This is a genomic window from Pseudoalteromonas sp. KS88, from assembly GCF_004766475.1.
Taxonomy (GTDB): Bacteria; Pseudomonadota; Gammaproteobacteria; order Enterobacterales; family Alteromonadaceae; genus Pseudoalteromonas.
Genome location: NZ_PYHV01000004.1, coordinates 122,555 through 149,172, shown reverse-complemented (window position 1 = coordinate 149,172; position 26,618 = coordinate 122,555). Strand labels below are relative to the sequence as shown.

Sequence of the window (26,618 nt, the reverse complement as noted above, 5' to 3'; positions counted from 1 at the left end):
ACATGACCTCACCAACATCTAAAACAATTCATATAAAGATCCAAGTCCCTATTTTAAACACTGAATAATTTACACTCCTCGTGCATAATTTTCATATGATGTTGGTGACGATTTTATTTCCTCTCTAAAAATAAAATAAAAACAACTAAATAACAGCAACTTAAAGTTATGTAACAACTAGGCATAGTGCTTGCTCCTATTCATACAACACAAAATACAAGCCGTAAATCAGGTTTGATAATTATCTAAAACGAGGAGTAGTGATGAGTAACACTTCAAAAGTAGCAGAATTTACAGCACCAGGTATGACGAGCGAATCTGCAGAGCAAGCAATATCTCAACTCGACAATCGCATGGTAGCGCTAATTGATTTACAACTTACTTTAAAGCACATTCATTGGAATGTGGTTGGCCCCAACTTTATTGGTGTTCACGAAATGCTGGACCCACAAGTTGAAACTATTCGCGAAATGACCGACACCATTGCTGAACGAATCGCAACATTAGGTGGCGTACCTGTAGGTACTCCTAAATCAATCGTTGACCGTCGCTCTTGGGAAGATTATTCAATTGGTAAAGGGCTGGTGAAAGATCACCTAGTCGCACTAGATAAAGTATATAACGGGGTTAACGCTGATCACCGTAAAGCAGTTGATAAACTAGCTGAATTAGACCCTGTATCAGAGGATATGATCATCGCACAGCTTGCTGAGCTTGAGCAATTCCAATGGTTTGTAAGAGCCCACATCGAATCATCAACCGGTGAACTACAAAGTTAATTACCTAAGGGTAAATATAAAAGAGCTCGGCAATTGCCGAGCTTTTTATTGCTTATGGTTTACCTAATCACATTATTAAAATGCTTTCAAAATCGCATCATCATAATCATCGGCATTTAGCGTTAAGTTAAATTTTTCAGCAACGCTATCGAGTTCAGCTTGCTTAATAGCTAATTCATCCATGGTGATGGTGTTGTCATCGAGCTGCCACAACAAACGTGACCCCGCATAACTATAATGAATGGCAAGCAGCGCATCCGCATTACCTTCACGACCTGCGGCTTTAAGCTTTGGCATTTTACGAGTTATTTTATTAAGCGCTTGTTTAAGCTCCCATACATAAACAACTTCTGTCATGAAGTCATGCTTACGGTATTTATTTAACGCATACGCAATGGCTAAACTGGTTACCACCACACCCAATAAGTTCCAATGAAAATGGCTGCCGCTTTCATCCGGAAACAATAAAATTAAGGTTTGTGAAATAGCTAAACTGCCCGCAGCTAACCCCAAGCCGCAGCCAATAATTACGCGGTTTAAATGCTTACGATAACGCGCTTTATCAATTTGAATTAGTTTCATAACTGCCCAATAAATTTAAAAAATACTATACCCAAACCACCTCAAGGTGCGAGTTTCAGTTGGAATTAAAAGCGATTTAGGCAAGGCATTGATTGCAAATAATAGTGGTTCTATTGTTAAAATCAATAACGCAGTATAAATCGCTTTTAAACCAACCCATGGGGCGCTTCACAGGAACTTACTCTCATCGTTGTTACTTATTAAAAGGGATTGCCATTGTTGCAAAGTAACGCCTTGATATTAAGCCCCTGTGAAACGCTGAATTCTGCACCTTGAGGTGGCTTGGGTATAGATGCCATTGTAACCAAAGCCCGCAAACAAAAACGAAACTTTTTAAAACTATTTCACCCCTTTTTAATTTACCGCACGTTTTAGTGATAAATACATCATTAATGACCGAGGATTTGCTTATGCAAACAGTAGACTTTCCCCAAACTAATAGCACATTAAAAACAACCACCGCGATTGTGGGCGGTGCAGCCATGACCTTTGCCGCCTTTGCCTTTATGCAGTACTTAATAACCGGTGAGCAACGTGCAACCAACTTTAACGGCGACACTGTGGTTGTTGAGATATTCAAAGTACCCGAAGACACTAAAGTGCAACAAAAGCAAACATTGCCGCCGCCACCAAAAATGCAAACGCCACCCAAAGTGCCCCCGCGTACACCGCCAAGCACAGATACGAACGTCGTTACTACCGCAATTACGCCTGACATTAGCATTGATAAAATAGGCAATGATTTCAACACAAACCTAACGCGGCCGACGGGCGATGCCACGCCCATTGTGCGTATAAACCCTAAATACCCCACAACCGCAGCACGTGATGGCATTGAAGGTTGGGTACAATTAAGCTTTAATGTATCTCCAACAGGGGAAGTGATTGATGCGAAAGTGATTGATGCAGAGCCAAAACGTATTTTCAACCGAGAAGCATTAAAAGCAATCAAACGGTGGAAGTATCGCCCTAAAGTGATTGATGGCGTAGCACAGGTGCAAACAGGCCAAAGCGTGCAGCTTGATTTTAGATTAGACCAAACCCAGTAGCGCAATACAAATTGATGGTGCCTATGCTTACAAGTTTAAAATCATGGTTTATTAGTCAGCCAAGTGACGATCACTTAGCTGACTACGCAAAAAGTGGCGACACACGCCACTTAACCAAGCTCGTCACCCTGTTCGGTAACGACTTATATCATTATTTAGTAACGCAAAGTAACGAGCAACTCGCCTTTGATATAAGCCAGCAAACATGGTTAAAAGTGATGGAAAAACGCCATCACTATCAACCTCAAGCAAACCCAAAAGCCTGGCTATTTCGTTTGGCTCGCAATGCGTTAATTGACGAATACCGCAAACAACAGCGCTTTGTAGAGCTTGAAGACAGCACCGTAATTGCAGCAAAAAGCACAGAGCAACCTTTTGATTACGACAAGTTTAATGAGGCGTTAATGCAATTAAGCTTTGTCCAACGCGAAGCGCTCAGCCTACAACAAGAAGGCTTTTCACTTGACGACATACAGCATATCACCCAAAGCAATCATGAAACCGTAAAAACACGGCTACGTTATGCAAAACAAAACTTAAAAATCATATTAGGAGCTAACAATGACCAAGCATAACGAGCAATTTGAAGAGCAACTTGATAAGCATTTTAGCGAGCGTAAAAAACGCCATACGCTCAGTGCAGAGCAACGCGACGCATTAACGCAACTCTCACAAAGCGCAGCAAACAAAAAGCCCACCCGCTTTTTACTCCCCCTACAAATGACCGGCCTTGCCTGCGCGCTGGTCGTGCTCGGCTTTACCATGTTTAACACCAATGAAAAGCAAACGGCACTTAACACCTATGCCGTGCAGCAAAGTAACTATCATTTTATAGAAGTTCACCAAGTCGACAGTGCAGGCAGCTATTTAAGTGAAATAACAACACAAAAACAACAGCTCGACGATAAACTCGCCGCCGACCTACGCTTGCACCAGCAGCGCTACATTGAATACGGTAAATTAGTTAGCGTAGATGACGACTGGTACATCGCCAGCTGCCACAACGAAGTACTCATTCAAATAAAAGACTCGTTATTGAATGACCTAAACACCAAACACGCCATTGAAAGCGGCATCACCATGGGCGACATGCTCGCCATGGCCCACAACAGCCAAGGCCAAATTATCGCACTCAAACATGCGGGAGATGGGATTAAAGTTTGTAGGGGTTAACAGATTTAATGTGTTTGGAAATTATATAAAACAAATTAGTTATAGATATGATCATTTGAATGTACAAATTAGTTTTGCGACATTCAGTCGCTCATATTTAGCTTGGCAAATTATGACTTCTGTGCCAATGCTAGCCATATTTTATTTTTTCATGTTTGATAAATTTTCTGTATTTTCGAACAAAAATATCGCTCGTGGGAAACCTTCATTTGCAGATTTTTCGATGTAATAATAGCTTTTAGCTAAATCAAATACACTTTCTAAATTATCATCTCCATAAATTTGAGCCATTAAAAAAAACGCTTCACCCTTAAACTCATTAAAGTTTGTTTTCTTTAATACTTCCAAAGCCTTTAATGACAATTCAGAATTTCCTTGATCTTTAGCATCAGTGAATAACATCTGAGCATAAATTAAAGAAGAGTTTTCAGCACCAGCCTCAGCTGCTATTGCAAGCCAATGCATTGCTTGCTCTCTTGTTACTTTCCCTCCATTTTCATAAACTGCATACAGATTATACATTGCACCAAGATGGCCATTTTGAGCTGCATATGTAAGTAACTTCACCTCATCAGCTCCTCTAGAGGGTGACTCAGAATGAGCATAATAAGAGCCAAGTAGGTAACTGGCATCTATGTGGCCAGCACTGGCTGCTAGATCTAATTTACTTACCGCTAATTCTGTACTTTTATTGATGAACACACCAAATAAAGCCATTACGCCATAAAGATAGTTATACTCTGTAACATTTATATTTTGTAGCTTTTCGAGATTTAATAACACCCACTTCTTTTTACTACTATCATTTTCTAATATGGCTACTTTTAACCCCTCATATAGCTTCATATCTTGCTTAGTTTCCATACCCTGTGCTGAACTCAATAAGCAAAAAACAAAAATATTAATAAAAGTAATACACTTAACCACCATAACTCCACTCCTGTTCAAAGCCTAATGAAGTATTATGGAATTGTTTATCGTTTTATATTTCACGATTTAAGCTATATCAAGGTCTTCAGAGTACTTCTGACCTGTTTTAAAACTCTCTCACTTACCAGTATACTCACCATAAAGAAATCGAAATTTACAAAAAAGTTAAAAGACGCTCAATTTCTAATTTGGGAAGCATAACTTACGATTTACATCAGTACAAACACAAAGTGGTTATTGTAAAAGGACATTCACAGACAAAAAGCAATCATTACGAGCAATCTAGAGTTGTAACTTTTGCCAGCTTTAATCAGATAACATTTATCGCCGATTCTAAAATCAGAGCACAAGACTTGCTTCTTGCCAAGGCCGAAAAACGATCTCACGTTTAACACCCTTCCCCGTCATCACACCCTGAAAATAAGTAATTGATGAGTAATATCGCGCATGGCAGGATTTTGTTCCCGACAAATCCTAAGTACCTACATCCATGTAGGCAATGCGCGATGAGGCGAAGCTAAGCCATGGGTGAAAAACGTAGCTTTGAACGAGAGGCCATGGATGGCCGAACTGGGGAGCGTACAAGGATGTGTAAGTTGACCTATCTTCGCCGTTTACGTTCACATCAATTGATTATTTGAAGGAAATAGCGTGATGCTCGGGGCCGCTGGATGACGAGTGACCGAAACGAAGTTTCGCAGCGCGAGGAAGTGTAAGCATGGATGCTGACAGGAACCCAGCTTCAGGGATGAATTACTTTCAGCAGAGCTAAGTTTGAAAAGCTCTAGACCCTCTTTGGCTGCCGTCACCAGCGCGACAAAATCTTAAATAAGGTTTTTAATGTAGGTCGCGGATTTATCCCGACAAGAGTTAGCAAGATTGTGCCGTAGCTCGTCGCCCGCCGCACGAAGCCATAGCCACACGCGCCAGCAAGCTTAGCGCCTACGGTGTTTAACTTATCACTTGTGTTAAATTCTTCGCGGCTAAGCGCCTCTGTGTCCATACATCTCGGTGGTGAAATTCACTTTTGTCGCCCTAAAGGACGACCTACAATTAAAACCCTTTGAGTTTCGTTGCACTCAACCCAACCTACAAACACACGCGCCAGCAAGCTTGGCGCCTACGGTGGCTCACTTAAAATTGATGTTAAAGCGTTCATGCTAAAGCTTTGCCCTGCAAACATTATTTAACCTCGGTGCAGCGCGAAGCGCCTCTGTGCCCTCTGTGGTGACATTCACTTTTTCGCCCTAAGGGGCGATCTACTTTTTAAACTGGTAATCTTTTATATAACGATAATCAAATTCGGGGTTGTCTAATACTTGGCAATGATTGTTAAAGTCATCACTGAGCATGCCATGGATATCAATTTTTACTGATTGCTCTTCAATATTTTTAGCAAAACTGTTGAGTAACTGCCTGCCTTTTTTAGCATCCATAAAACAACCAAATTCATAAATACTGTAAAGCCTTGCAAAAGTATCGCCGCCCTGTTGTGCTTGCTTAATGAGTGCGTCGCCTTTTTTGCTATCGAGTATTTTGCCTAGTATAAATTGAGCGCGGGGGTTACTTTTTTGCTCTGCTAAATAACGCAGAATTAATTGCGCTTGGTAGCTATCTTGTGGGTATTTACCTAAGTAGCGCCCTTGAACATCAAACTGCCTACCTGAGTGGTAAGCAAAAGCATAAGTAAGTGCTTTATGCTGGCTTATTGCAGCGAGCGCTTCATCACTGGTATCTATGTGCTTATCGCGAAAATCGGCTGCATGCAGTGCTTGCTGGTTCTTTTCATTTTCTATGTACTGCCCTTCTTGAAAAATGAGCACCGCAATGGCAACAATATAACCAACCACAAAAGTCAGCACTAGCACCAGAGGTAGAACCACAAACCACCTGTTTTTTAACTTTTTTTGTTGTAAGTAATCAGGGCATGCAAAAAACGCATTAAATGCTTTGTAGTCATGCATCGAGATGTTGATACGTGAAAGGTAGGCAGCGCTCCAAGCGCCGAGTACATAAACGCCAATCAAAATAACTGACAGCACATTGCCACCAATCACTATTTGCACATCCCAGGCAATTAAAACAATACACGCGTGAGACACAAAACCGATTACAGAAAATAGCCGTTCATAGCCACGGCCATGAAACCTAACAGCTAAACCTATTAACGCGCCACTGAGCCATAACATGACAGTCGCTGCTGCTGGTTTTAACTCATAAACAAACATCCATAACACTAAAATTGGTATACACCAAAAGACAGCGCCGAGTGCGGCTGCCAATGCATTTTGTTTTGTTATTTTTTCTAGTACATTATTTTGAAAATTGCTCTGAGCTGACACGGTAAATCCCTATACTATTGTAAACACAGTTAATATATTCTATTTCTAACGTCAATACACCCCTAATACAGCGCAAAGCATGCGTCGCTTTATACTTCCTCCTATCTTATTTTTCTGCCGCTAATCGCACTTTGTTGAATCCTAGTAACAATTTCGTGCGTATCACGCTATTGTAGTATCAGCCGATTTAATTGATGGAGTTAATATGAAAAAGTCTTTGTGCACCAGCGTAGTTTTGAGCCTGCTGGGGCTGGGCTCTATGTTTGCCAGCGCGCAACCTGAGCAGCCTATTCCAGTTGCTAAAAGCGCAGATAAGTATGAACTTGAATTAGTTGCCAAAGGAGTTCAAATTCCATGGGGCATGGTGTGGCTTAACGAACAAGACCTTTTAGTGACAGACCGTGCCGGTGAGCTTAGATTGATCCGCAATGGTAAACTTCTCGAGCAGCCTATTAGTGGTGTGCCAAAAGTACATGCTGAGCGACAAGGTGGTTTACTGGATATAGAGCTTGACCCAAATTTTAAAGACAATGGCTGGATTTACTTATCTTACTCCGGCTATGAAGGCGATGAGGAAGGCTATAACACCTCGATTATGCGTGCCCGATTAAAAGACATGGCGCTCATAGATCAGCAGTTATTGTTCGATGGCGGCCCAAACACCAAAACAACCTACCATTATGGTTCGCGCATCGAGTTTGATAAAGACGGGTACCTTTATTTTTCAATCGGCGATCGTGGTAACCGCGATGTACACCCGCAAAACCTCGCCCATGATGCGGGTAAAATTCACCGTATCAATGCAGATGGCTCTATTCCAACATCAAACCCGTTTTATAATAAAAAAGATGCACGCCAAAGTATTTATTCATACGGCCACCGTAACCCACAAGGCATGGCGATGCACCCAGAAACAGGTGCAATATGGACTCATGAACATGGCCCACGTGGGGGCGATGAAGTGAATGTAATTAAACCCGGTGCAAACTATGGCTGGCCTGAAATAACCTACGGCATTAATTACAACGGCAGCACCATTACTGATGAAACATCTCGCGAAGGCATGCAACAACCTGATTGGATTTGGGTGCCATCTATTGCGCCATCGGGTATGGAGTTTGTTAGCAGTGATAAATACCCACAATGGCAAGGCAGCATCGTGATTGGCTCGATGAAGTTTGCTCACTTAGTACTGCTTGAACTCGATGGCAGTAAAATAACGGGCCACAGTAAGTTATTTGAAGGGGCAGGCCGAGTAAGAAGTATTTCAACCCATCCAAATGGTGATTTATACCTAGGCATTGATGGCATGGGTATATTCAAAATTGTGCCAAAAAGCTAATTTAACCACCAGCATCATTTTGCTGATATAAAAAAAGCCGGGACTTAGTTTTAAGCCCCGGCTTTTTTAATTACTTTATGTATTAACGCTTTTTAAATAGCAACGTCATGCGGTTTGATTCACCCACTTTTTTAAACTTTTCTTTATCTGTATCTGATTCAACATTTAATGACGGTGGTAGTGCCCATACGCCACGCTCAACGCCATCTACAATAATGCGGTCTAAGCTATTATTATGAAAATACGCTTCGGCGTCTAAATCAAACCCAGCCGCTTTTGCAACAGCAACTACGTGTGATTTAGGTAAATACCCTTTTTTAGCCGTTGCAACAGCGTCAACCCCTTCTGGCGCTTGATGTTGCACCACGCCCAAGGTACCCCCTTTTTTAAGCATTTGATTAAACTGGCTGAATGAAGCTGCTAAATCATTACCGTTTTGCAGGCCGTGCAACCCTCGGAACGTTAATACAACGTCAGCATTCATCGCTTTGGCATCAACCGCTGCTTTAGGGTCAAAATCTGCCATCGTCACCTTGCCATACACGCCTTTATTATCAGCGAGCTTTTCTTCAAACTTCACGCGTGAACGCTTGCGGTATTCTGAAGGTGTACTCATCGGGTAATGGGCAGCGACTAACTCGCCTTTTTCTTTTAGCATTGGCGCTAAAATTTCCGTGTACCAACCGCCACCTGGCATGATTTCGATGACTTTGTCTGATGGTTTTACACCAAAGAATGCGAGTGTTTGATAGGGTTTACGAAATTCATCACGCTGTTGATTTGCGTCACTACGGTGCGAATGATCGACATGATGTTTACCATGACCATCGGCAAATGCACTTAATGGCACCGCTGCGCTTACAAGAATAGCCAGAGGCAACATGAGGTTTGTTTTTTTCATTCTTATTTCCTTGAGCTAATTAGATTTAATACGGTTATACACTCACAATCCGATTAAGGCTCACTGTTTGCGATAAAAAAATTATTGATTTATTAACAAGGAGCAAGCCATCAATAAACGGCTATTTAACCACTTAGCTGGTCGCACACTACAAAAAAGCCTGCATCAATGCAGGCTTTTATCTGTTACCGTATTGGGTTTCGCTACGCTCTACCCAACCTACAACACAATAATACTGGTAATCAGGTAAGCCACAAACGTCAAGCCACCAGCGAATAGTGCATACGGCATTTGGGTTTTAACGTGAGTGAGTAAATCACACCCGGATGCCAGCGCTGATACCGCACTGGTGTCGGATATTGGCGAGCAGTGATCACCAAAAATGCCGCCACCTAAAATAGCGCCCACCACTAGCGATGGCGGTAAACCAAGCGCTTGAATAAGCGGTACGCCGATAGGAATCAAAATCGCAAACGTGCCCCATGATGTGCCTGTGGTAAACGACATCACAGCACCGGTTAAAAACAGCACCGGCACAATTAAGTAGATAGGCAAGTAATCACCAACAAGTGATGCCACAAATACACCTGTACCGAGCTCTTTTAAGCTGGCACCCAATGTTAACGACAGCAAAACAATGCTCACCAATGGCAGCAGTTCACCCATACCTTTAAAGCCGGTATCGACTAATTGATGGTGCGTAAATTGGCGTGAGCTAATCATTAAGCAATAAGCTACAACAATAGCCAGTACCGTGGCATACAATACCGATTTAGAGCCGCTGCCCTCTGCCAGTACCCCATTACCCGTATACAACATAAAGCCAACCATGCTAACAATCAGCGTGAGTAAAGGCACCAACATAAAGCGCGCTTTAGAGCCTTTAACGTCTTCTTTAAGCTCGTTTTTTTGTAACTCTAGCTTTTCCTCAGCCTGTTTCATTGGGCCGTGAACTTTGTCAAACGCAATGGTATAAAATACGATAACCAAGGTAATTATGGCATAAAAGTTAAAACCAACACTGCCCCACAGCACAGCTACAGCCGACTCACCCAGTTCGTAGTTGCCTAATAAGCCAAGCACAAACGCGCCCCAGCCATTAAGCAATATCAAAATACACACTGGCGCACTGGTACTATCAATAATGTAGGCCAAACGCGCGCGGCTCATTTTAAATTTATCAAACAACCCACGTGACACAATACCCGAGGTAAGCACGCTTAAGTTTGATTCTATAAACACCGCCACACCAGTAAACATGGTTAAAAAGCCCACTTGGCGTTTGTTTTTGGCGATGCCTTTATTCATCAACATGTTTACTGTGGCGGCAACACCGCCTGATTCGCGAATATAGGCAAGTAACGCCCCAATTAAAATACTGAATATGAGTATACGGGTGTTACCCGGCGAGCTTGCCACCGAAATAATACGCTCAATGGTATTTAAAAATGTCGTAAATACGCTATTCCCATCGCCTTGCAAAGCGAGTAAGAACTCTGAAGATGCCACTGCAACAAGCAATGCCATAATCACTTCTTTTCGCCAAAACACGATAGCAATCGCGATCAGCGGCGGTAAAATAGAATACCAATGCATAAAACGTTAACCTTAATAATTAGTGAGTCGTGCCCACTCTTATAGTTATGTGCCTTCAATTATATGATGAAGGGTAGAACAAACCTAGGGCCTGTTTATCTTTGAGATTAAATTTGCAGCTGCATGTTTAGTTATTAGACAAGACAGAGTGTATGCAGTGTGGTTGTACCACATAAATAGACAATAACGCAGCATCAACGCCAAACTTGCGCTGACCGAAGGATTATTAGGCCTAAGGGCGATTAGCTCTTTGTAGCCCAATTTTTACCTAGTCCAGTAGCTTAAAAATCTAGCGCCGCGCTTTAGCATCTCCAAATTGAACAAATTTCAATCTTGAAAGACTAACAGACCCAAGTAGCTTAATCGGTTGTGTAATAAACTCAACTTAATTCGACTAATGATTTAATATCGCTTCATAGATAAGCGAGATCACTGAACCATATTTACCGGTTTCAAACTTTTTCCCGGCAAATTCATAATGGATATCACCGCCTTCAACAGGTGTGTGTCGAGCATTAGTGAGTAAAATAATCGCTAAATCATAAGTTGGGTCTATCACTGTAACTGTGCCTGTCCATCCTGTATGTCCATAAGCTTGCGGGCTTGCATACGGGCCAAAGTGCCATTTACGCGCTTGATGGCCTGCCCGGCGCCAACCAAGACCGTAGGTTTGGTTGGTCGGTTGCGGCGCAATAAACTGCTCAAGCACTTGGGCGTTAAATAGTTGCTTATTAGCGTAACCACCGCCATTTAATAGCACCTGTGTAAGTACACTTAAATCACGTGCTGTACTGAACAGCCCTGCATGCCCTGCTACTCCATCAAAAGAATAATAAGCTTTTTCATCATGTACTTGGCCTTGGAGAACATCCGTGCGCACATTATCAAACTCAATACGGCCACCTCGGGTATTACCTTGAAGCTCAGTGGCAGCAATTTGCTGTTTAATGAACCCTTTTTGCAATGGGTTAAACACAGTATTCATTAACCCCAAGGGTTGATAAATATGACCTTCAACGTAGCTATCTAATGATTGCCCCGACAAACGCTCAACGAGTATACCCAACAGCATATAATCAATATCAGAGTAGATATGACTCACGTTGCGCCCAGCAATAAACGGCACACCGGTTAGCAATAAATTTTTAGTACGCGTGCTATTTTGTGAAAAAAATTGCTCACCTAACTTATTATCTTTGCGATGAAAATCAACCACAGCAGGAAAGCCTGCTCGATGAGTCAACAAGTCTTTAACAGTCCGCTGTTCTCGCCCATTTCCTCTAAACTCTGGTAAGTAATTAATAAGCGGTTTTTCAACATCTAACTTGCCTTCACTTGCCAGCCGCATTAGTGCAAAATTAGTAGCAAACATTTTTGAATTAGAGGCAATATCAAATAGCGTATCGGCTTGCATTTTTTGCGGACGAGCTAGCAGAGTGCCATCACTGTGGTACTTTTTAGCATCACCATATTGGCTCAACTTGATGATGTTGCCATTTTTTATCACCGCTAATACAGCACCTGGAAAGCCATTGTTTATCTCGTCATTGATTAGCTCATCAACAGCATCAAAGTTAATGTGTGTGCTTTGCCTATCGCTCAAAGTTGGATAAGGGAAACGCAACGTTAAACCCGCACCCTCTGGCATAACGTTTTCAACTTTAAAGGTATTCATACCATTATGCGTACGCTTAGCTAAACTGTATTGATAAAGCTGCTGATGATTAAGTGGATTAGCAATATTGATTTTTTCACCGTTAATAAAAATATCTGCACTGGTTGCATTATCATTTTCAATAATTAATTCCCCTCGACCTCGGTACGCTTTAAATGTACCTCGATCATTCACCAATGCTCTGCTGCTTGGGTTCAAAGCGGGAACTCTGGCAGTAACCTGCGCGTCCGCTAAAGGCTTTATTGGCTTAGTGCCTCGTTTTTGCGATTGGTGATATTGCCGCATTAATTGCGCTACTTTTTCAGGAAAGTACTTTTCGAGCAAAGCAAATAGCACTGATGCAGTGCGTGCATCTGCATCACCACTGACATGCCAGGGTAAAAAATGCATTTGAAACGCGTTTAAGGTATCGAGCGTTTGTGAATCTAATTGATTACTTGGCTGTACGTCATAACCATAATCGCGAAGCGCTTTTTGCATTAAAACAATTGAAGGCTTAGCCACACTAAAATGCTGCCAATATTTTTCAACGGTTTCATTGTCATACCAAGCGCCAATACCTGCTTGGTATAATTGATACCATGGAAAACGCGGGCCTGGGTCATTTTCGCGGCTCGGTGCAATATCAGCATGACCAACAACTTGTGTAGGCCCTATATCAGGGTTACGTTCTAAAATTGATTTACTGAGTTTAATTAATAAGGCAATTTGTTCTGCATCATAATCAGGATAAATACATAGCTTGGAGGCACTAGTATGCTGCTGAAGGGCTGTATTTAACTCTGGGGCATGACATGTTGGTATGTTAACAATTTCAATACCAATGGCATGATCGTTGAGTTCATTTCGCCCTTGCCAAAAACTCGGGCCAGCATGCAAAGCTCTGTGTTGCTCATCAACTAACTGAATTATTTTAAGTTTGTCGTTGAGGTAAGTTGCATCATTTTGGGCGGGTAATAAGTAATGTGCACTTTCCTCGCCTTTTTGCGTTAACCGAGTCAGTGATGAGTTAAAATCTGTTCCGGTGTAATGCATCACTAAAAACTTAACACGGTGACTGTAATTTTCAGATTGTGAATATTCATAAAGTGAAGAGGCGCAGCTCATCAAAAAAAATACGATGATAAATAAACTGATGTTCTTAAACCAAGATACAAACGTCATAGCCTTCTCATTATAAAACAGCGAATTATCATCCAATTTATGTGGCAAATTTATTTATATACAACCCATTAAGCATAACGCCAATTTAGGTGGTTTTCTATTTTTATGACCTCTAGAGTTAATTCAGCGTTAAGCGCAATAGTTTATAACGTTTCAAACAGTACAAAGTGGGAGGAGGTTAGAGTTTTTTATTTATGCGAACCATTAAATTAAATAAAAAATAGCAGTAACTCCATAATATTTATGAGGTAAAATAAAAATCATTGAGAATAGAAACAGTCCCCTTGCAAAATACAACTGAAAAATTTTATTTACTAGTCGGTGCTCTCAATTTACAGGTGGTAACACCTGAACACAAAACAGGTACAAAATTATTCTATTTAATGCTATAAATACGACAAATACCTTAATAAGTGAGTAGTATGTCCACTTTTATTAAAATCAAAGCGTTACGTCAGTCTCTTTCGAGCAGTGAAGCAAAGCTTGCAGACTTCACATTAAATTCGGCAAATGAAATTAGAAACCTTTCCTCTAACGAACTCGCAATTGCAGTGGGTGTAAGTCAATCTAGTGTTGTAAAGTTTTCGCAAAAGCTCGGTTATAAAGGCTTTCCAGCATTTAAACTAGCCGTTATTGATGCATTAAATGGAGAACCGTTTGAGCCTAAACCTCAGGGCAAAATCACGCGTAGTGATACCATTGAACAATTAAGTGAAAAACTGATCAGCAACCAACATGCTGTACTGAACGAAACTAAAGACCTTAATGAAACAGCGGCATTTGAACGCGCGGTGGCGTTAATTAAAGGGTCCAAACGCATTTTAATATGTGGTGAAGATGATTCAGGGCTGATTGCAAAAGGCTTTTCACACAAACTGCAACAGCTTGGCATACCTGCAATAGCAGAATTAAACCATGCAGTGCTACTTCCTTATGTAAAAACATTTGATAACAATGATTTAATTATTGCGATCACTGAATCTGGCTGCACACCAAATATTGTAAATGTCATCAAGCACGCAAAGCAAAACAACTGCAATGTAATATCATTAACTAAGTATGGCAGTAACCCCGTTGCAAACTCAGCTCATGTGCAACTGTATACTATTGCAGATGAGAAGTCGGCTCGGCTTCAGTCTATATTGACGCGTACAGCACAAGATTTTGTGATTGATATGTTATTTATGTCACTCACCCAGTCAATTCGTTAAGCATTCTGCGGCCTCAGTACTTTTATTGAGGCCGATTAACTGGCCTATCGATATAATAAATAAGGCGCACGCTTTAACTTAAAGCGGCTAAGCTCTGGCTGCCAACTTTGCTTAATATGCTCCACTGAATGCCCTGCTTCAATAGCCAAGCGTAACTGATCTGTGCCTGCAAGCTTATCCATAAAGTCTTTTCGTTCAAAAAAAGTTATATCGTTAGCTTTTAATTGCTTGTATGCCGAAATAAAAAGCGCTAACTCCAGCCCCTTAATATCACTTTGGCGTAAATCTAACCCAGATACCTCAATGCCTTTAAACTTAGGATTCATTGCTGCTCCCTTGATTGCACGAGGAGTGAAGTTAAATTCACCCAATGGTAGAGGCGAAAAGCCAATCACTTGAAACGGGAAATCGGTACCTCGACCAATTGAAATGGGCGTTGCCTCAAAAAAACACAACGAAGGATAAAGCCCAATAGCCTGATCATTAGGTAAATTAGGACTCGGTTTAATTGGTAAACTATAACGGCTGGTGCGCGTGTAATGACCGACTGGAACGACGCTTAACTTTAGATCAGCGGCATTATTAATCCACTTCTCGCCTTTTATCATTTTAGCAAGCTCACCTACCGTCATACCGTGTAATACAGGAATTGGGTGCATGCCCACAAACGATTTAAACTGTGGCTTTAAAATTGGCCCATCAATATGGCTAATATTTGGGTTAGGTCTATCAAGCACAATAAACTCTATGCCTTGCTCAGCTGCTGCCTCCATCATGTAATGCATAGAGCTGATATAAGTATAAAACCGCACACCAACATCTTGAATATCAAAAATAATTACATCAAGGCCGCTTAATTGGGCTGCGCTTGGCTTTTTGTTTTTACCGTAAATAGAAATGAGTGGAATACCTGTTTTACTATCAACGGTATTTTTAACATGTGCTCCGGCGTCATAGTCACCACGAAAACCATGCTCAGGTGCAAAGATTTTAGTTATGCTTACATTTTTAGCTAATAAGCTATCGACTAAATGCGTGCGCCCCACCACAGAAGTTTGGTTAACCACCAACCCAACTTGTTTATCTTTTAATTGCGGTAAGTACAAAGCAAACTGCTGCGCACCAACTGAAATAGCATTTTTGGCGTCATTAGCCTGAGCGGTAACCGTAGTCACGGTACTGAGTATAAAAAGTACCATAAAAAATCTTATTGGAAACATACAGCAAGCTCCTTTTAAACAAGGTGTTTAAAATAACACAGCCTAGTTTAAAGAGCTGCTTAGGATTTGGTTTTTCTGCCCAAAAGCACAGGAGGTTAATTCAAACTTGAGTTTATTAAATTTTATTGCATCCAAACCGCTTGACCAATCGTTACTTGAGTATAATTACATAAGGATTGATAAAATGAAAAAACTGCTTTTATTGACTAGCTACATTTTTTGCCACGAGCAAGCGTTGGCAAATATTGAAAAAATAACTGTTTATGGTCATCGTACAGGGCTTATTGGCGAGTCGATAAGCGCATCAAGCGGCATTATCGGTCAAGGCGAAATTGAAGACAGACCCATGCTGCGCAGTACTGAAATGCTGGAACTTATCCCAGGTATGGCTGTTACCCAGCACAGTGGTTCTGGCAAAGCGAATCAATATTTTATTCGCGGCTTTAACCTTGATCACGGCACTGACTTTGCCACTAACATTGATGGCATGCCAATTAACATGCGCAGCCACGGGCACGGCCAAGGTTACACTGACTTAAACTTTATTATCCCTGAAACAATCGCAACAGTAAGCTATAAAAAAGGCAGTTACGATGCATCGCAAGGCGATTTTTCTGCCGCTGGTAGCGCCTATTTTAATTTAGCCGATAACCCTAAACATCAGCAGCTTGATTTTACCCTTGGTGAAGACAGCTACCTTAGAGGCGTAGCATTGGGCCACACTAATGTGGGGCAAGGAAAGCTTATTGGTGCTGTTGAGTGGCAAGGTTATGATGGCCCTTGGCAAGATATAGATGAAGATGTAAACAAGAAAAATGCACTACTGCGTTATGCGGGTAGCCTAGCAGGTGGCGACCTATCAATCACGGCTATGGCTTACGATAACCAATGGAACTCAGCAGATCAAATACCGCAGCGAGCTGTTGATCAAGGCATTATTTCACAGCTTGGTTCGCTCGATAAAACTCTAGGAGGCAGCTCAAGTCGCTATAGCCTATCAACTAACTGGCAAGGTCAAAACCTCTCAGCAAACGCTTATGTGATTGATTACGACCTAAGCTTGTATTCAAATTTCTCTTACTTTTTAAATGATCCAATCAACGGCGATCAGTTTAGACAGCGTGATAGCCGTACTATTTCTGGCGCTGCACTTAGCTATCAATTTGCTCAACAAATCAGTCAAATACCTGTTACTCACACTGTTGGCTTAGACCTTCGCAATGACAATATTGATAAGGTTGGTTTATACAATACCCAAGCGAGGGAGTATCTATCTACAGTGAGAGAAGATGATATAAGTGAAACAAGCTACTCAGCCTATTGGCAAAGCGTATTGAGCTTAACTGAACGCTTAGAGGCTACTCTAGGTGCTCGTTACGATTACCTTGATGCCCAAGTAAGTGGCGATAACCGCTTAAATTCAGGTGATGCCAACGACGACTTAGTTAGCTTTAAAGCAAGCCTTAGCTATGTGTTTACTGATAAGTTGGCAGGTTATGCAAATTGGGGGCAGTCATTTCACTCTAATGATGCTCGCGGCGCAACTATCACTCTAGATCCAGTTAGCTTAGCACCAACCGATAAAGTTGATCTTCTTGTACAGAGCGAAGGTGGTGAGCTGGGTGTTCGGTACTTTGATGAAAAACGTTTTAATATTTCGGCTGCTATGTGGTGGCTGCAATTAGACTCCGAGCTATTATTTGTCGGCGATGCAGGTAATACAGAGGCCAGTGATGCATCTAATCGTTATGGCCTTGAGGTAAGTGCTTATTATTGGTTAGACGAAGCTGTTAGCCTTGATGCAGAAGCGTCATTTACACATTCAAGACTAGATATTAGTGGTGACAACGATCGCGTTGAAGGTGCAGTGCCCGTGGTAGCAAGCGCAGGTATTAACTGGCACTTAAATGAGCAATGGCAGAGTTCAGTTCGTATTCGTCATATTGGTAAACGCACACTTAATGATGATGGTAGTAAGCGCTCTGAACCGCTTACAGTCGTAAACGGGTTGGTTAGCTATCAACAAACTCATTGGAAGGTTGGCTTGGAGCTATTAAACATGTTTGACAGCACTGATCATGACATTGATTACTACTATGCCTCTCGATTAGCTGGTGAGCCAAACGAAGGTGTTGAAGATAACCACTTCCACCCTATTGAACCACGTACCATACGCCTTAATGTGAGTTTATTGTTTTAATTGATAATCTTAATATGGCTCAAATCAATTGAGCCATAGAGCATTATCAGCTGTTTTAACTTCACCAAATATAAGCCATAACAACTAAGTGATAGAAAAAGTGGTGGGCGCAGGACGTAGCTTGTAAGAGTAAACCTCTGATAGTCTGGTTCGCAGCCTACTACTCTTTTTAATTTCACTTTATTTCAGACATAAAAAAACCGACTTTCGTCGGTTGCTTTTCTATTAACTTTAATAGTAATAGGAAGTGGTGGGCGCAGGACGTAGCTTGTAAGAGTGAACCTCTGATAGTCTGGTTCGTAGCCTACTACTTTTTTTAATTTCACTTTATTTCAGACATAAAAAAACCGACTTTCGTCGGTTGCAGCTTTCTTACATCGTTCTGTAAATGTATAGAAAGTGGTGGGCGCAGGACGTATCTTGTAAGAGTGAACCTCTGATAGTCTGGTTCGTAGCCTACTACTCTTTTCAATTTCACTTTATTTCAGACATAAAAAAACCGACTTTCGTCGGTTGCTTTTCTATTAACTTTAATAGTAATAGAAAGTGGTGGGCGCAGGACGTAGCTTGTAAGAGTGAACCTCTGATAGTCTGGTTCGCAGCCTACTACTCTTTTCAATTTCACTTTATTTTAGACATAAAAAAACCGACTTTCGTCGGTTGCTTTTCTATTAACTTTAATAGTAATAGAAAGTGGTGGGCGCAGGACGTAGCTTGTAAGAGTGAACCTCTGATAGTCTGGTTCGTAGCCTACTACTTTTTTTAATTTCACTTTATTTCAGACATAAAAAAACCGACTTTCGTCGGTTGCAGCTTTCTTACATCGTTCTGTAAATGTATAGAAAGTGGTGGGCGCAGGAGGATTCGAACCTCCGACCGCCTGGTTCGTAGCCAGGTACTCTATCCAGCTGAGCTATGCGCCCACATTCTATTTTTGATTTTAAGGTCTTATCTGACTTTTACACCTGCTTTGAAGCATAAAAAAACCGACACTTGTCGGTTACTTTTTCTATAAAGGTGAATTTATAGAAAGTGGTGGGCGCAGGAGGATTCGAACCTCCGACCGCCTGGTTCGTAGCCAGGTACTCTATCCAGCTGAGCTATGCGCCCACAATCTATTTTGATTTTAAGGTCTTATCTGACTTTAATCAGTTGCTAAACTAATTGTATTCAAAAGTGGTGGGCGCAGGAGGATTCGAACCTCCGACCGCCTGGTTCGTAGCCAGGTACTCTATCCAGCTGAGCTATGCGCCCACTTTTTGATTTTTTAGTAAAGGATGGTGGGCGCAGGAGGATTCGAACCTCCGACCGCCTGGTTCGTAGCCAGGTACTCTATCCAGCTGAGCTATGCGCCCATTCTTTACATTACAAGATACCATTTATAAAAATAAATGGCGGAGAAGGAGGGATTCGAACCCTCGATAGAGCTACAAACCCTATACTCCCTTAGCAGGGGAGCGCCTTCGGCCACTCGGCCACCTCTCCGTCTTGTGGGGCGTATAATAAAGATTTCAGAAAATATGTCAAACACTTTTCTTGTTAAAAGTGGCTGTTCGGTCAGAGAACACTCATTAGTATAAAAAAAGAACGCTTTAAGCTTGATGATTAAGCTGTTTAGGATTTTTTTATACTAGTATCAACACCCATCAAAGGAACAAGCTCATCACCTAGCTGCTCTAAGTATTGATCTTGATAACCTAATTGTTGGAACTCGGCGATACACGCACGATAGTAATTTTGTCTTTGCTGCTCATTTGTGAAGCTATCCAAAGAGTTTAACTTTGGCTGTTTTTTATCATCCATATCTAAATCCATTTATGTAAAAACACTTTAGGGTTAACTTTTAAATCAAAGTACATACTTTACGCTGTATTTACACTGAACAGTTTAGCCTAAAATTATTACTTTGCATTTTTTTATTAAATTATATCTAACTGATTCTCTAACTTAATAAAAATCAGTTAATTACAGTAATGAATAGGTAATTTTTGACTCCCCTCAGCTTAACATCCCGAAATAGCGCACCTGCCTTACAGATATATCGCACACAAAAACGCCGCATTTAAGCGGCGCTTTTCTACTATTTAATAAAAGTAGTATTAGTCAGCTTGCGGGCGCATGTGCGGGAACAAGATAACATCTTTGATTGTTGATGAATCGGTAAACAGCATAACTAAACGGTCAATACCAATCCCCTCACCTGCCGTTGGCGGTAAGCCATACTCAAGTGCGCGAATGTAATCTTCGTCGTAATGCATTGCTTCATCATCACCGGCGTCTTTCTCTTCAACTTGACGCGTGAAACGCTCTGCTTGGTCTTGCGCATCGTTAAGTTCTGAGAAACCATTTGCAAGCTCACGGCCGCCAACAAAGAACTCAAAACGGTCAGTAACAAATGGGTTTTCATCGTTACGACGTGCAAGAGGAGATACTTCCCATGGGTAACCTGTGATAAATGTAGGTTGGATAAGCATGTGCTCAGCCGTTTCTTCAAATATCTCACACAGGAATTTACCAGGGCCCCAAACGCAGTTTTCAGGAATTTTAACGTGTACTTGTTTAGCGTACGCTTTTAATTCTTCAAAGTGGTTTTCTGGGTCGTTAAATACCGCAGCATCAAACTCAGGGTTATACTTTAAGATAGCATCTGCCATGCTTAAACGAGTAAACGGTTGACCAAAGTCGTACTCTACTGAGTCAATCACTTCACCGTTTTCATCTTTCGTTGTATTAACAACAATTGGGCTGCCAAGTACGTTTGTTGCCACTGTACGAAGCATATCTTCGGTGATGTTCATTAAATCAATGTAATCAGCGTACGCTTGATAGAACTCAATCATAGTGAATTCTGGGTTGTGACGTGTTGATAACCCTTCGTTACGGAAGTTACGGTTAATTTCAAATACGCGGTCAAAACCACCTACTACCAAGCGCTTTAAGTAAAGCTCTGGTGCTATACGTAAATACATGTCGATATCAAGGGCGTTATGATGAGTCACGAATGGACGCGCTGTTGCGCCGCCAGGAATAACTTGTAACATCGGTGTTTCTACTTCCATGAAATCACGGTCAGCTAAGAAACGACGAATGCCTTCAACCACTTGTGAACGAATACGGAACGTTTCACGGGTTGCTTCGTTAGTGATCAAATCAACATAACGTTGGCGATACTTCGTTTCTTGATCCGATAAGCCATGGAATTTTTCAGGAAGTGGGCGTAATGACTTAGTAAGTAATTCATACTCTGTCATTTCTACGTATAAATCGCCTTTTCCTGATTTATTAAGTGCACCTTTAACACCGATGATGTCACCAATATCAAGTTGACCGTATTTTGCTTTTAAATCTTTTTGTACATCTTTAGATGCATACGCTTGTACACGGCCTTTCATATCTTGAATAGACATGAACGGACCACGCTTAGCAAGGATACGTCCAGCAATTGACACTACATGCTGAAGCTCTATTAGCTCTTCTTTTGATTTATCACCAAACTCAGCCTGCAAATCTGCCGTGTAATGCTCACGACGGAATTGGTTTGGATGACCGTTGGCTGGGCAATTTTCGCGAATAGCGTCTAACTTGCCACGACGCTCAGCGATTAACTTATTTTCGTCTTGGATTTGATCAGTCATTTTTTAGCTCTTTTTTAGCTTGGTGGTTATAAACCAGATTTTAGGCTGGCTTCAATAAATTTGTCTAAGTTACCGTCAAGTACCGATTGGGTATTACGGTTTTCAACACCGGTACGTAAATCTTTAATGCGGGCGTCATCAAGTACGTATGAACGAATTTGACTACCCCAACCGATATCAGATTTAGCGTCTTCTTGGCTTTGTTTTTCAGCATTTTGTTGTTGCAGTTCAAGCTCAAATAATTTGGCCTTTAGCTGCTTCATCGCTTGCGCTTTATTTTTATGCTGTGAGCGCTCGTTTTGACACTGTACAACCGTATTCGTTGGCACGTGGGTAATACGTACTGCAGATTCGGTGGTATTTACGTGCTGACCACCCGCGCCTGATGCACGGTATACGTCAATTCGTAAATCAGACGGGTTAATATCAATTTCGATATTATCGTCTATCTCTGGGTATACAAATGCTGAAGCAAAGGATGTGTGACGACGACCACTTGAATCAAAGGGGCTCTTACGTACTAGACGATGCACGCCAGTTTCTGTGCGCAACCAACCATAAGCGTATTCACCAACGAAGCGTACAGTGGCGCCTTTAATACCAGCAACATCACCGTCAGTGGCTTCAACTAACTCAACTTTAAAGCCTTTCGCTTCGCCCCAGCGTAAATACATACGTAGTAGCATGTTACACCAGTCTTGTGCTTCGGTGCCGCCTGAGCCAGATTGTAAATCTAAGTAAGCATCGTTTGAATCGTGGGGGCCTGAGAACATACGACGGAACTCTAAACCTTCGAGCTGCTCGTTTAAGTCATCCAGCTCGCTTTGCGCCTCGTTAAAAGTCTCTTCGTCTTCAGCTTCTATAGCAAGTTCAAGTAAACCTTCAACATCGTCAGCACCGGCAACAAGATTATCAATTGTTTCAACAACGGCCTCTAGTGCTGATTTTTCACGGCCAAGTGCTTGCGCACGTTCAGGCTCATTCCATACCGCTGAATCTTCAAGTTCGGCGTTAACTTCTTCTAGGCGCTCTTGTTTATGAGCGTAGTCAAAGGTACCCCCGAAGCAGCTCGGTACGTTCGCGAATTTCCTTGATTTGATTAATCACAGGATTCACTTCAAACATCTACGTTACTCCAAAATGGCTGATTTACACGGCAATTTGCCCTATAAATTTCTTTAAATAATAAAAACGCCCGATTTTAACAAAAAACCGCGCGTTTTATTAGTATTTTATACACCCTAGTGCGATATTTTTTAAGGGCTCTTTTGCAGCTCACGGACAATTAATTGCAGACTAAATTTACCCCTAAACTCATTTATATCGAGCTGATAAGCAACATCAACAAAATGTACTTCAGTGTCAGGCCACGCTTTAACGTCAACGCCAAAAGCAATCGCATCGACCAAACGGCCAGATTGATGTTTAAGCACCAGCTTTAAATGCTTTTCACCAACAATTCGCTGCTGAACAACTTCAAAGGTGTGTTCAAACACTGGCTCTGGAAATTGCTGCCCCCACGGCCCTGCTTGTTTAATTAACTGCGCAAAATCCATATTAAAACAATCGCTGGGTAATTCGCCGTCGGTCAGAATAATGCACTGTTTATGCTCTTCGCTTAATTGCGCTGTTACCGCTTGCTCAAATGCCTGTTTAAATTCACCGAAATGCTGTTCATTGATGCTCAACCCCGCAGCCATGGCATGGCCACCAAATTTGCTTATTAAGTGAGGATGCACAGTATTTAAACGCTCGAGAAGATCGCGCATGTGCAGCCCTTCAATCGAACGGCATGAGCCCTTAATTTCGCCATTATCGCCACCAGCGAATATAACGGTGGGCCTGTGATACTTTTCTTTTAAGCGCCCCGCTAAAATACCAATCACACCTTGATGCCAATCTTCTTGATACAAGCAAATTGCATCGGGCACTGTATCGCTACTAAATGCAAGCCGGTCAAGCACCGCCTGTGCCTCTGTTTGCATACCCTGCTCTATTTCACGGCGCTCATGATTTAAGCTATCGAGCTCTCCAGCGATGCGCCTTGCTTGATTTAAATCCGCTGATAACAAACACGCTATACCTAAACTCATGTCGTCTAAGCGCCCTGCAGCATTTAAGCGTGGCGCTAATGAAAAACCAAAATCACTGGCACTTAAGCGTGCAGCATTGCGATTTGCAACTTCTATTAATGCGGTGATCCCAGGGCGCGTATTACCACTACGAATACGCGCTAGACCCTGGTGCACTAAAGTGCGATTATTCGCATCCAGCGCGACCACATCAGCAACCGTGCCCAGTGCAACAATATCAAGTAACGCTGCTAAATTAGGGGGCTGCTGCGCAGTAAAATGCCCTGAATCGCGCAAAGCACTTCTCAGTGCGATTAATAAATAAAACGCAACCCCCACACCTGCAATTGATTTTGATGGGAACTCACAGTCGTGACGGTTTGGGTTAACGATGGCATCGGCATTGGGTAATTGCTCACCTTGCAAGTGGTGGTCAGTAACCAGGACTTTAATACCTGCTGCTTTAACAATCTCAATACCTGCAATGCAAGATATCCCATTATCAACAGTGATTACTAAATCGGGCGCTATGGTGACTATTTGCTCAGCAAGCGCAGGGCTCAGCCCATACCCTAAGCTAAACCTATCTGGAATCAGATAATCTAAATGCGCAAAACCAAACATGGTCAGGCCGTGCATTAATGTTGCAGTACTGGTAGCACCATCAGCATCAAAATCACCCACAATAAGAATTTTACTTTGAGTTTGCAGCGCCCAAATTAATAGCTCAGTGGCTTTATCAATATCTTTAAACAACCTAAAGTCATGCAATGTGGCTGCGCTATTATTTAATTCATCGGCATGGCTTACTTGGCGAGTGGCGTAAATTTGCTTAATAACTGGGTGTAGATTACTAGGAAGGTGTGAGTCATCCACAGTTTGTCGAGCTTGAATTATTTTTTTCATGCAGCTGGCGGTACTTTTAAGCTAGGAGAGCTAACAAAAAAAGGCCTAAAACGGCCTTTTTAAAACGTTTTATTTAATTATGAAGACTTTTTCGCTTCAAGTGCAGCACTGAGCGCTGCTGCAGGTTGGTAACCTGGGATCATAGTACCGTCTTCTAAGATAATGGCTGGTGTGCCACTAATACCAAAGCTTTGCCCTAATTGGTAGTGCTCAGCGATTGGTGCTGCACAGCCTTGTACTGCCATTGTTTCAGCTCCAGCTTTTGCCTCAGTAAGTGCTGATTGTTGATCTTTAGCACACCAAACATTCATTAAATCAGTATAACCAGAACCTTGTAAACCACCACGTGGGAATGCTAAATATTTAACTGTAATACCCGCTTCAAGCAAGTCATCAAGTTCTCGGTGTAACTTACGACAGTAACCACAGCTTATATCGGTAAAAACGGTAATGCTGTGTTTTTCATCTTTTGCTTTGTACACAATCATTGATTCTTCGTAATCTGACAACCCTTCTTTGCGAACACCATTTAATGCTTGCTCGGTCAAATTACTGCGATTACTTAAATCAATTAATGTGCCTTGCATTAAAAATTGACCATCTGGGCTTGCGTAAAGCACACCTTTATCAGTGATTAATTCTTTTAAACCAGCCACTGGGCTTGGATTAATGTGCTTTACAGTCACTCCAAGCTCTGCAAACTTAGTCACAATCGGGTCATTGGCATCAGGTACGGCTAATACACCATTTGCAAACGCACTTAAACTGGTGCCTAACATTGCACCGGCTAATACTAACTTTTTCATCATGTTCTCTATATCCTGATAATTCGTCTTTACTATGACCGCTATTGCACTAAAAAATTTCATTAAGCGCGCGGGTGATGCTGCTGATGTACCGATTTTAACCGTTCATTGGCAACATGGGTATAAATTTGTGTTGTTGATAAATCGCTATGCCCTAACATCATTTGTACAACTCTCAGGTCTGCACCATGATTTAGTAAATGCGTTGCAAAAGCATGACGCAGTGTATGCGGTGATAAAGGCGACTCAACTGATGCCAAAATAGCATAGTGTTTAATCCGATGCCAAAAAGTTTGTCGCGTCATACCCACTCCGCGCTTGGAAGGAAACACAAAATCGGTGGCATGCTTGATCATTTGCGCTCGGCCTACTTTTAAAAACTGCTCAAGCCAATGCATGGCTTCTTCGCCAAGTGGTACCAAACGCTCTTTATTTCCTTTGCCTTTTACAAACACGACTGATTGACGAAGATTTATTTGCTCCATTCGTAAGCCAACAAGCTCACTAACCCGCAAGCCCGTTGCATATAAAAGCTCTAACATGGCTTTATCGCGCAGTCCCATGGGTTCTTCAACATTAGGTGCAGCAAGTAATGCTTCAACTTCATTTTCAGAAAGTGTTTTAGGTAGTGTCTGGCCCGCTTTTGGCTGAGCGATATTCACCATCGGCGATTCGCTTAAATACTTTTCGCGCACTAAATACTGATAAAAGCGCTTTAATGCACTAATACTTCGCGCTGTACTGCGTGGCTTTAAACCTAAATCAACTCGGTGGGCTAAATAACTTTCAATGTCTAAGGCGGATACTGTGAGTAAATCTTGCCCCTCAAGAAATAAACAAAATTTATCTAAGTCACTGCGATACGCTGATAACGTATTTTCACTGACATGCTGTTCAAGATAGAGGTTATCTAAAAACGATTCTAAATAATCGATATTAGTTAATACCTCATTATCAACGTCATTAAGTGTTTCTAATGGCTTGTTTTTGTTTAACGATGTCACAGTTATTCCCATGTAATCAAGGTATCAATTA

General features: G+C 41.7%; 20 protein-coding genes and 5 tRNA genes. 7 read left to right on the top strand and 18 right to left on the bottom strand.

The features are described 5' to 3' along the window. Nucleotides 1–263 precede the first annotated feature (263 nt). Entirely contained in the window at nucleotides 264–779 is a 516-nt protein-coding gene (gene dps, locus C7Y70_RS01875) for a DNA starvation/stationary phase protection protein Dps (protein ID WP_099296544.1), read from the top strand. Nucleotides 780–854: 75 nt separating this feature from the next. Here dps and C7Y70_RS01870 read toward each other — a convergent pair whose 3' ends face one another. Then, complete coding sequence (locus tag C7Y70_RS01870) at nucleotides 855–1,361, bottom strand: DUF3087 domain-containing protein (protein WP_135473172.1); 507 nt, start codon at nucleotides 1,359–1,361, stop codon at nucleotides 855–857. A gap of 410 nt (nucleotides 1,362–1,771) precedes the next feature. Between C7Y70_RS01870 and C7Y70_RS01865 the strand changes: the two genes are divergently transcribed. The 3 genes from C7Y70_RS01865 to C7Y70_RS01855 are packed head-to-tail and all read left to right on the top strand — an operon-like array spanning nucleotide 1,772 to nucleotide 3,583. Beyond that, the gene (locus tag C7Y70_RS01865; RefSeq protein WP_099296542.1) at nucleotides 1,772–2,410 is read left to right on the top strand and encodes an energy transducer TonB; all 639 of its coding nucleotides are present in this window, start codon (nucleotides 1,772–1,774) and stop codon (nucleotides 2,408–2,410) included. A 23-nt stretch (nucleotides 2,411–2,433) separates the two neighbouring features. Beyond that, nucleotides 2,434–2,985 carry an RNA polymerase sigma factor gene (locus tag C7Y70_RS01860; protein WP_135473171.1) on the top strand — a complete coding sequence of 184 codons (552 nt, stop codon included), beginning with the start codon at nucleotides 2,434–2,436 and terminating at the stop codon, nucleotides 2,983–2,985. Next, nucleotides 2,972–3,583 carry a hypothetical protein gene (locus C7Y70_RS01855; protein WP_135473170.1) on the top strand — a complete coding sequence of 204 codons (612 nt, stop codon included), beginning with the start codon at nucleotides 2,972–2,974 and terminating at the stop codon, nucleotides 3,581–3,583. Before C7Y70_RS01860 ends, C7Y70_RS01855 begins: the two co-directional genes overlap by 14 nt. A 141-nt stretch (nucleotides 3,584–3,724) precedes the next feature. Here C7Y70_RS01855 and C7Y70_RS01850 read toward each other — a convergent pair whose 3' ends face one another. Both C7Y70_RS01850 and C7Y70_RS01845 read right to left on the bottom strand, forming a co-directional pair. Beyond that, entirely contained in the window at nucleotides 3,725–4,513 is a 789-nt protein-coding gene (locus C7Y70_RS01850) for a tetratricopeptide repeat protein (protein WP_167850781.1), read from the bottom strand. 1,259 nt (nucleotides 4,514–5,772) lie between these two features. Continuing rightward, nucleotides 5,773–6,855: a hypothetical protein gene (locus tag C7Y70_RS01845; RefSeq protein ID WP_135473168.1), complete on the bottom strand. Its 1,083-nt coding sequence runs from the start codon at nucleotides 6,853–6,855 to the stop codon at nucleotides 5,773–5,775. A gap of 205 nt (nucleotides 6,856–7,060) precedes the next feature. On the opposite strand from C7Y70_RS01845, the gene C7Y70_RS01840 reads away from it, so the two are divergent. Further along, nucleotides 7,061–8,197 (top strand): PQQ-dependent sugar dehydrogenase, encoded by a 1,137-nt coding sequence (locus C7Y70_RS01840; protein ID WP_135473167.1) that lies wholly within the window; start codon nucleotides 7,061–7,063, stop codon nucleotides 8,195–8,197. A gap of 82 nt (nucleotides 8,198–8,279) precedes the next feature. Here C7Y70_RS01840 and C7Y70_RS01835 read toward each other — a convergent pair whose 3' ends face one another. From C7Y70_RS01835 to pbp4b, 3 genes are all read right to left on the bottom strand, one after another. Beyond that, nucleotides 8,280–9,098: a class I SAM-dependent methyltransferase gene (locus C7Y70_RS01835; protein WP_135473166.1), complete on the bottom strand. Its 819-nt coding sequence runs from the start codon at nucleotides 9,096–9,098 to the stop codon at nucleotides 8,280–8,282. Between the two features lie 219 nt (nucleotides 9,099–9,317). Then, nucleotides 9,318–10,694 carry a Na+/H+ antiporter NhaC family protein gene (locus C7Y70_RS01830; RefSeq protein ID WP_135473165.1) on the bottom strand — a complete coding sequence of 459 codons (1,377 nt, stop codon included), beginning with the start codon at nucleotides 10,692–10,694 and terminating at the stop codon, nucleotides 9,318–9,320. Between the two features lie 394 nt (nucleotides 10,695–11,088). Further along, on the bottom strand, nucleotides 11,089–13,533 hold the full coding sequence (gene pbp4b / locus C7Y70_RS01825) for a penicillin binding protein PBP4B (RefSeq protein ID WP_135473164.1): 2,445 nt from the start codon (nucleotides 13,531–13,533) through the stop codon (nucleotides 11,089–11,091). 422 nt (nucleotides 13,534–13,955) lie between these two features. Here pbp4b and C7Y70_RS01820 point away from each other — a divergent pair, with 422 nt between their 5' ends. After that, the gene (locus C7Y70_RS01820) at nucleotides 13,956–14,744 is read left to right on the top strand and encodes an SIS domain-containing protein (RefSeq protein WP_099297846.1); all 789 of its coding nucleotides are present in this window, start codon (nucleotides 13,956–13,958) and stop codon (nucleotides 14,742–14,744) included. A gap of 44 nt (nucleotides 14,745–14,788) precedes the next feature. Here the strand turns inward: C7Y70_RS01820 and C7Y70_RS01815 are convergent, their stop codons facing one another. Continuing rightward, nucleotides 14,789–15,964, bottom strand: coding sequence for a DUF1343 domain-containing protein (locus C7Y70_RS01815; RefSeq protein ID WP_135473163.1), 1,176 nt, complete (start codon nucleotides 15,962–15,964; stop codon nucleotides 14,789–14,791). A gap of 184 nt (nucleotides 15,965–16,148) precedes the next feature. Between C7Y70_RS01815 and C7Y70_RS01810 the strand changes: the two genes are divergently transcribed. Beyond that, the gene (locus C7Y70_RS01810; protein ID WP_135473162.1) at nucleotides 16,149–18,164 is read left to right on the top strand and encodes a TonB-dependent receptor; all 2,016 of its coding nucleotides are present in this window, start codon (nucleotides 16,149–16,151) and stop codon (nucleotides 18,162–18,164) included. 846 nt (nucleotides 18,165–19,010) lie between these two features. On the opposite strand, the gene C7Y70_RS01805 is transcribed toward C7Y70_RS01810, so the two are convergent. From C7Y70_RS01805 to xerD, 11 genes are all read right to left on the bottom strand, one after another. Beyond that, nucleotides 19,011–19,087 (bottom strand) — tRNA-Arg (locus C7Y70_RS01805). Nucleotides 19,088–19,197: 110 nt separating this feature from the next. Next, a tRNA-Arg gene (locus C7Y70_RS01800) sits at nucleotides 19,198–19,274 on the bottom strand. 67 nt (nucleotides 19,275–19,341) lie between these two features. Then, nucleotides 19,342–19,418, bottom strand: a tRNA-Arg gene (locus tag C7Y70_RS01795). A 24-nt stretch (nucleotides 19,419–19,442) separates the two neighbouring features. After that, nucleotides 19,443–19,519 (bottom strand) — tRNA-Arg (locus C7Y70_RS01790). Nucleotides 19,520–19,556: 37 nt separating this feature from the next. Then, nucleotides 19,557–19,649: transfer RNA gene (locus C7Y70_RS01785), tRNA-Ser, on the bottom strand. A 129-nt stretch (nucleotides 19,650–19,778) separates the two neighbouring features. After that, entirely contained in the window at nucleotides 19,779–19,967 is a 189-nt protein-coding gene (locus C7Y70_RS01780) for a hypothetical protein (protein ID WP_135473161.1), read from the bottom strand. Nucleotides 19,968–20,263: 296 nt separating this feature from the next. Further along, nucleotides 20,264–21,799: a lysine--tRNA ligase gene (gene lysS / locus C7Y70_RS01775; RefSeq protein ID WP_058560114.1), complete on the bottom strand. Its 1,536-nt coding sequence runs from the start codon at nucleotides 21,797–21,799 to the stop codon at nucleotides 20,264–20,266. A 26-nt stretch (nucleotides 21,800–21,825) separates the two neighbouring features. Then, nucleotides 21,826–22,924 (bottom strand): peptide chain release factor 2 gene (gene prfB / locus C7Y70_RS01770; RefSeq protein WP_135473160.1). Its coding sequence is split into 2 segments (ribosomal slippage): nucleotides 21,826–22,848 and nucleotides 22,850–22,924, totalling 1,098 coding nucleotides; the frame shifts between segments, so codons are not numbered across the junction. A 131-nt stretch (nucleotides 22,925–23,055) separates the two neighbouring features. After that, nucleotides 23,056–24,777 carry a single-stranded-DNA-specific exonuclease RecJ gene (recJ, locus tag C7Y70_RS01765; protein WP_135473159.1) on the bottom strand — a complete coding sequence of 574 codons (1,722 nt, stop codon included), beginning with the start codon at nucleotides 24,775–24,777 and terminating at the stop codon, nucleotides 23,056–23,058. Between the two features lie 77 nt (nucleotides 24,778–24,854). Continuing rightward, nucleotides 24,855–25,583: a bifunctional protein-disulfide isomerase/oxidoreductase DsbC gene (dsbC, locus tag C7Y70_RS01760; RefSeq protein ID WP_135473232.1), complete on the bottom strand. Its 729-nt coding sequence runs from the start codon at nucleotides 25,581–25,583 to the stop codon at nucleotides 24,855–24,857. Between the two features lie 62 nt (nucleotides 25,584–25,645). Next, nucleotides 25,646–26,599 carry a site-specific tyrosine recombinase XerD gene (xerD, locus tag C7Y70_RS01755; RefSeq protein WP_135473158.1) on the bottom strand — a complete coding sequence of 318 codons (954 nt, stop codon included), beginning with the start codon at nucleotides 26,597–26,599 and terminating at the stop codon, nucleotides 25,646–25,648. Nucleotides 26,600–26,618: the final 19 nt, after the last annotated feature.

Excerpts from the sequence above, each read along its gene's own strand:
- xerD (WP_135473158.1), bottom strand. The coding sequence starts at position 26,599 with ATGGGAATAACTGTGACATCGTTAAACAAAAACAAGCCATTAGAAACA.
- C7Y70_RS01850 (WP_167850781.1), bottom strand. The coding sequence starts at position 4,513 with ATGGTGGTTAAGTGTATTACTTTTATTAATATTTTTGTTTTTTGCTTA.
- C7Y70_RS01780 (WP_135473161.1), bottom strand. The coding sequence starts at position 19,967 with ATGGATGATAAAAAACAGCCAAAGTTAAACTCTTTGGATAGCTTCACA.
- C7Y70_RS01865 (WP_099296542.1), top strand. The coding sequence starts at position 1,772 with ATGCAAACAGTAGACTTTCCCCAAACTAATAGCACATTAAAAACAACC.
- C7Y70_RS01870 (WP_135473172.1), bottom strand. The coding sequence starts at position 1,361 with ATGAAACTAATTCAAATTGATAAAGCGCGTTATCGTAAGCATTTAAAC.
- C7Y70_RS01840 (WP_135473167.1), top strand. The coding sequence starts at position 7,061 with ATGAAAAAGTCTTTGTGCACCAGCGTAGTTTTGAGCCTGCTGGGGCTG.
- dps (WP_099296544.1), top strand. The coding sequence starts at position 264 with ATGAGTAACACTTCAAAAGTAGCAGAATTTACAGCACCAGGTATGACG.
- C7Y70_RS01835 (WP_135473166.1), bottom strand. The coding sequence starts at position 9,098 with ATGAAAAAAACAAACCTCATGTTGCCTCTGGCTATTCTTGTAAGCGCA.
- C7Y70_RS01855 (WP_135473170.1), top strand. The coding sequence starts at position 2,972 with ATGACCAAGCATAACGAGCAATTTGAAGAGCAACTTGATAAGCATTTT.
- dsbC (WP_135473232.1), bottom strand. The coding sequence starts at position 25,583 with ATGAAAAAGTTAGTATTAGCCGGTGCAATGTTAGGCACCAGTTTAAGT.
- C7Y70_RS01815 (WP_135473163.1), bottom strand. The coding sequence starts at position 15,964 with ATGTTTCCAATAAGATTTTTTATGGTACTTTTTATACTCAGTACCGTG.
- C7Y70_RS01810 (WP_135473162.1), top strand. The coding sequence starts at position 16,149 with ATGAAAAAACTGCTTTTATTGACTAGCTACATTTTTTGCCACGAGCAA.
- C7Y70_RS01820 (WP_099297846.1), top strand. The coding sequence starts at position 13,956 with ATGTCCACTTTTATTAAAATCAAAGCGTTACGTCAGTCTCTTTCGAGC.
- recJ (WP_135473159.1), bottom strand. The coding sequence starts at position 24,777 with ATGAAAAAAATAATTCAAGCTCGACAAACTGTGGATGACTCACACCTT.
- pbp4b (WP_135473164.1), bottom strand. The coding sequence starts at position 13,533 with ATGACGTTTGTATCTTGGTTTAAGAACATCAGTTTATTTATCATCGTA.
- C7Y70_RS01830 (WP_135473165.1), bottom strand. The coding sequence starts at position 10,694 with ATGCATTGGTATTCTATTTTACCGCCGCTGATCGCGATTGCTATCGTG.
- C7Y70_RS01860 (WP_135473171.1), top strand. The coding sequence starts at position 2,434 with ATGCTTACAAGTTTAAAATCATGGTTTATTAGTCAGCCAAGTGACGAT.
- lysS (WP_058560114.1), bottom strand. The coding sequence starts at position 21,799 with ATGACTGATCAAATCCAAGACGAAAATAAGTTAATCGCTGAGCGTCGT.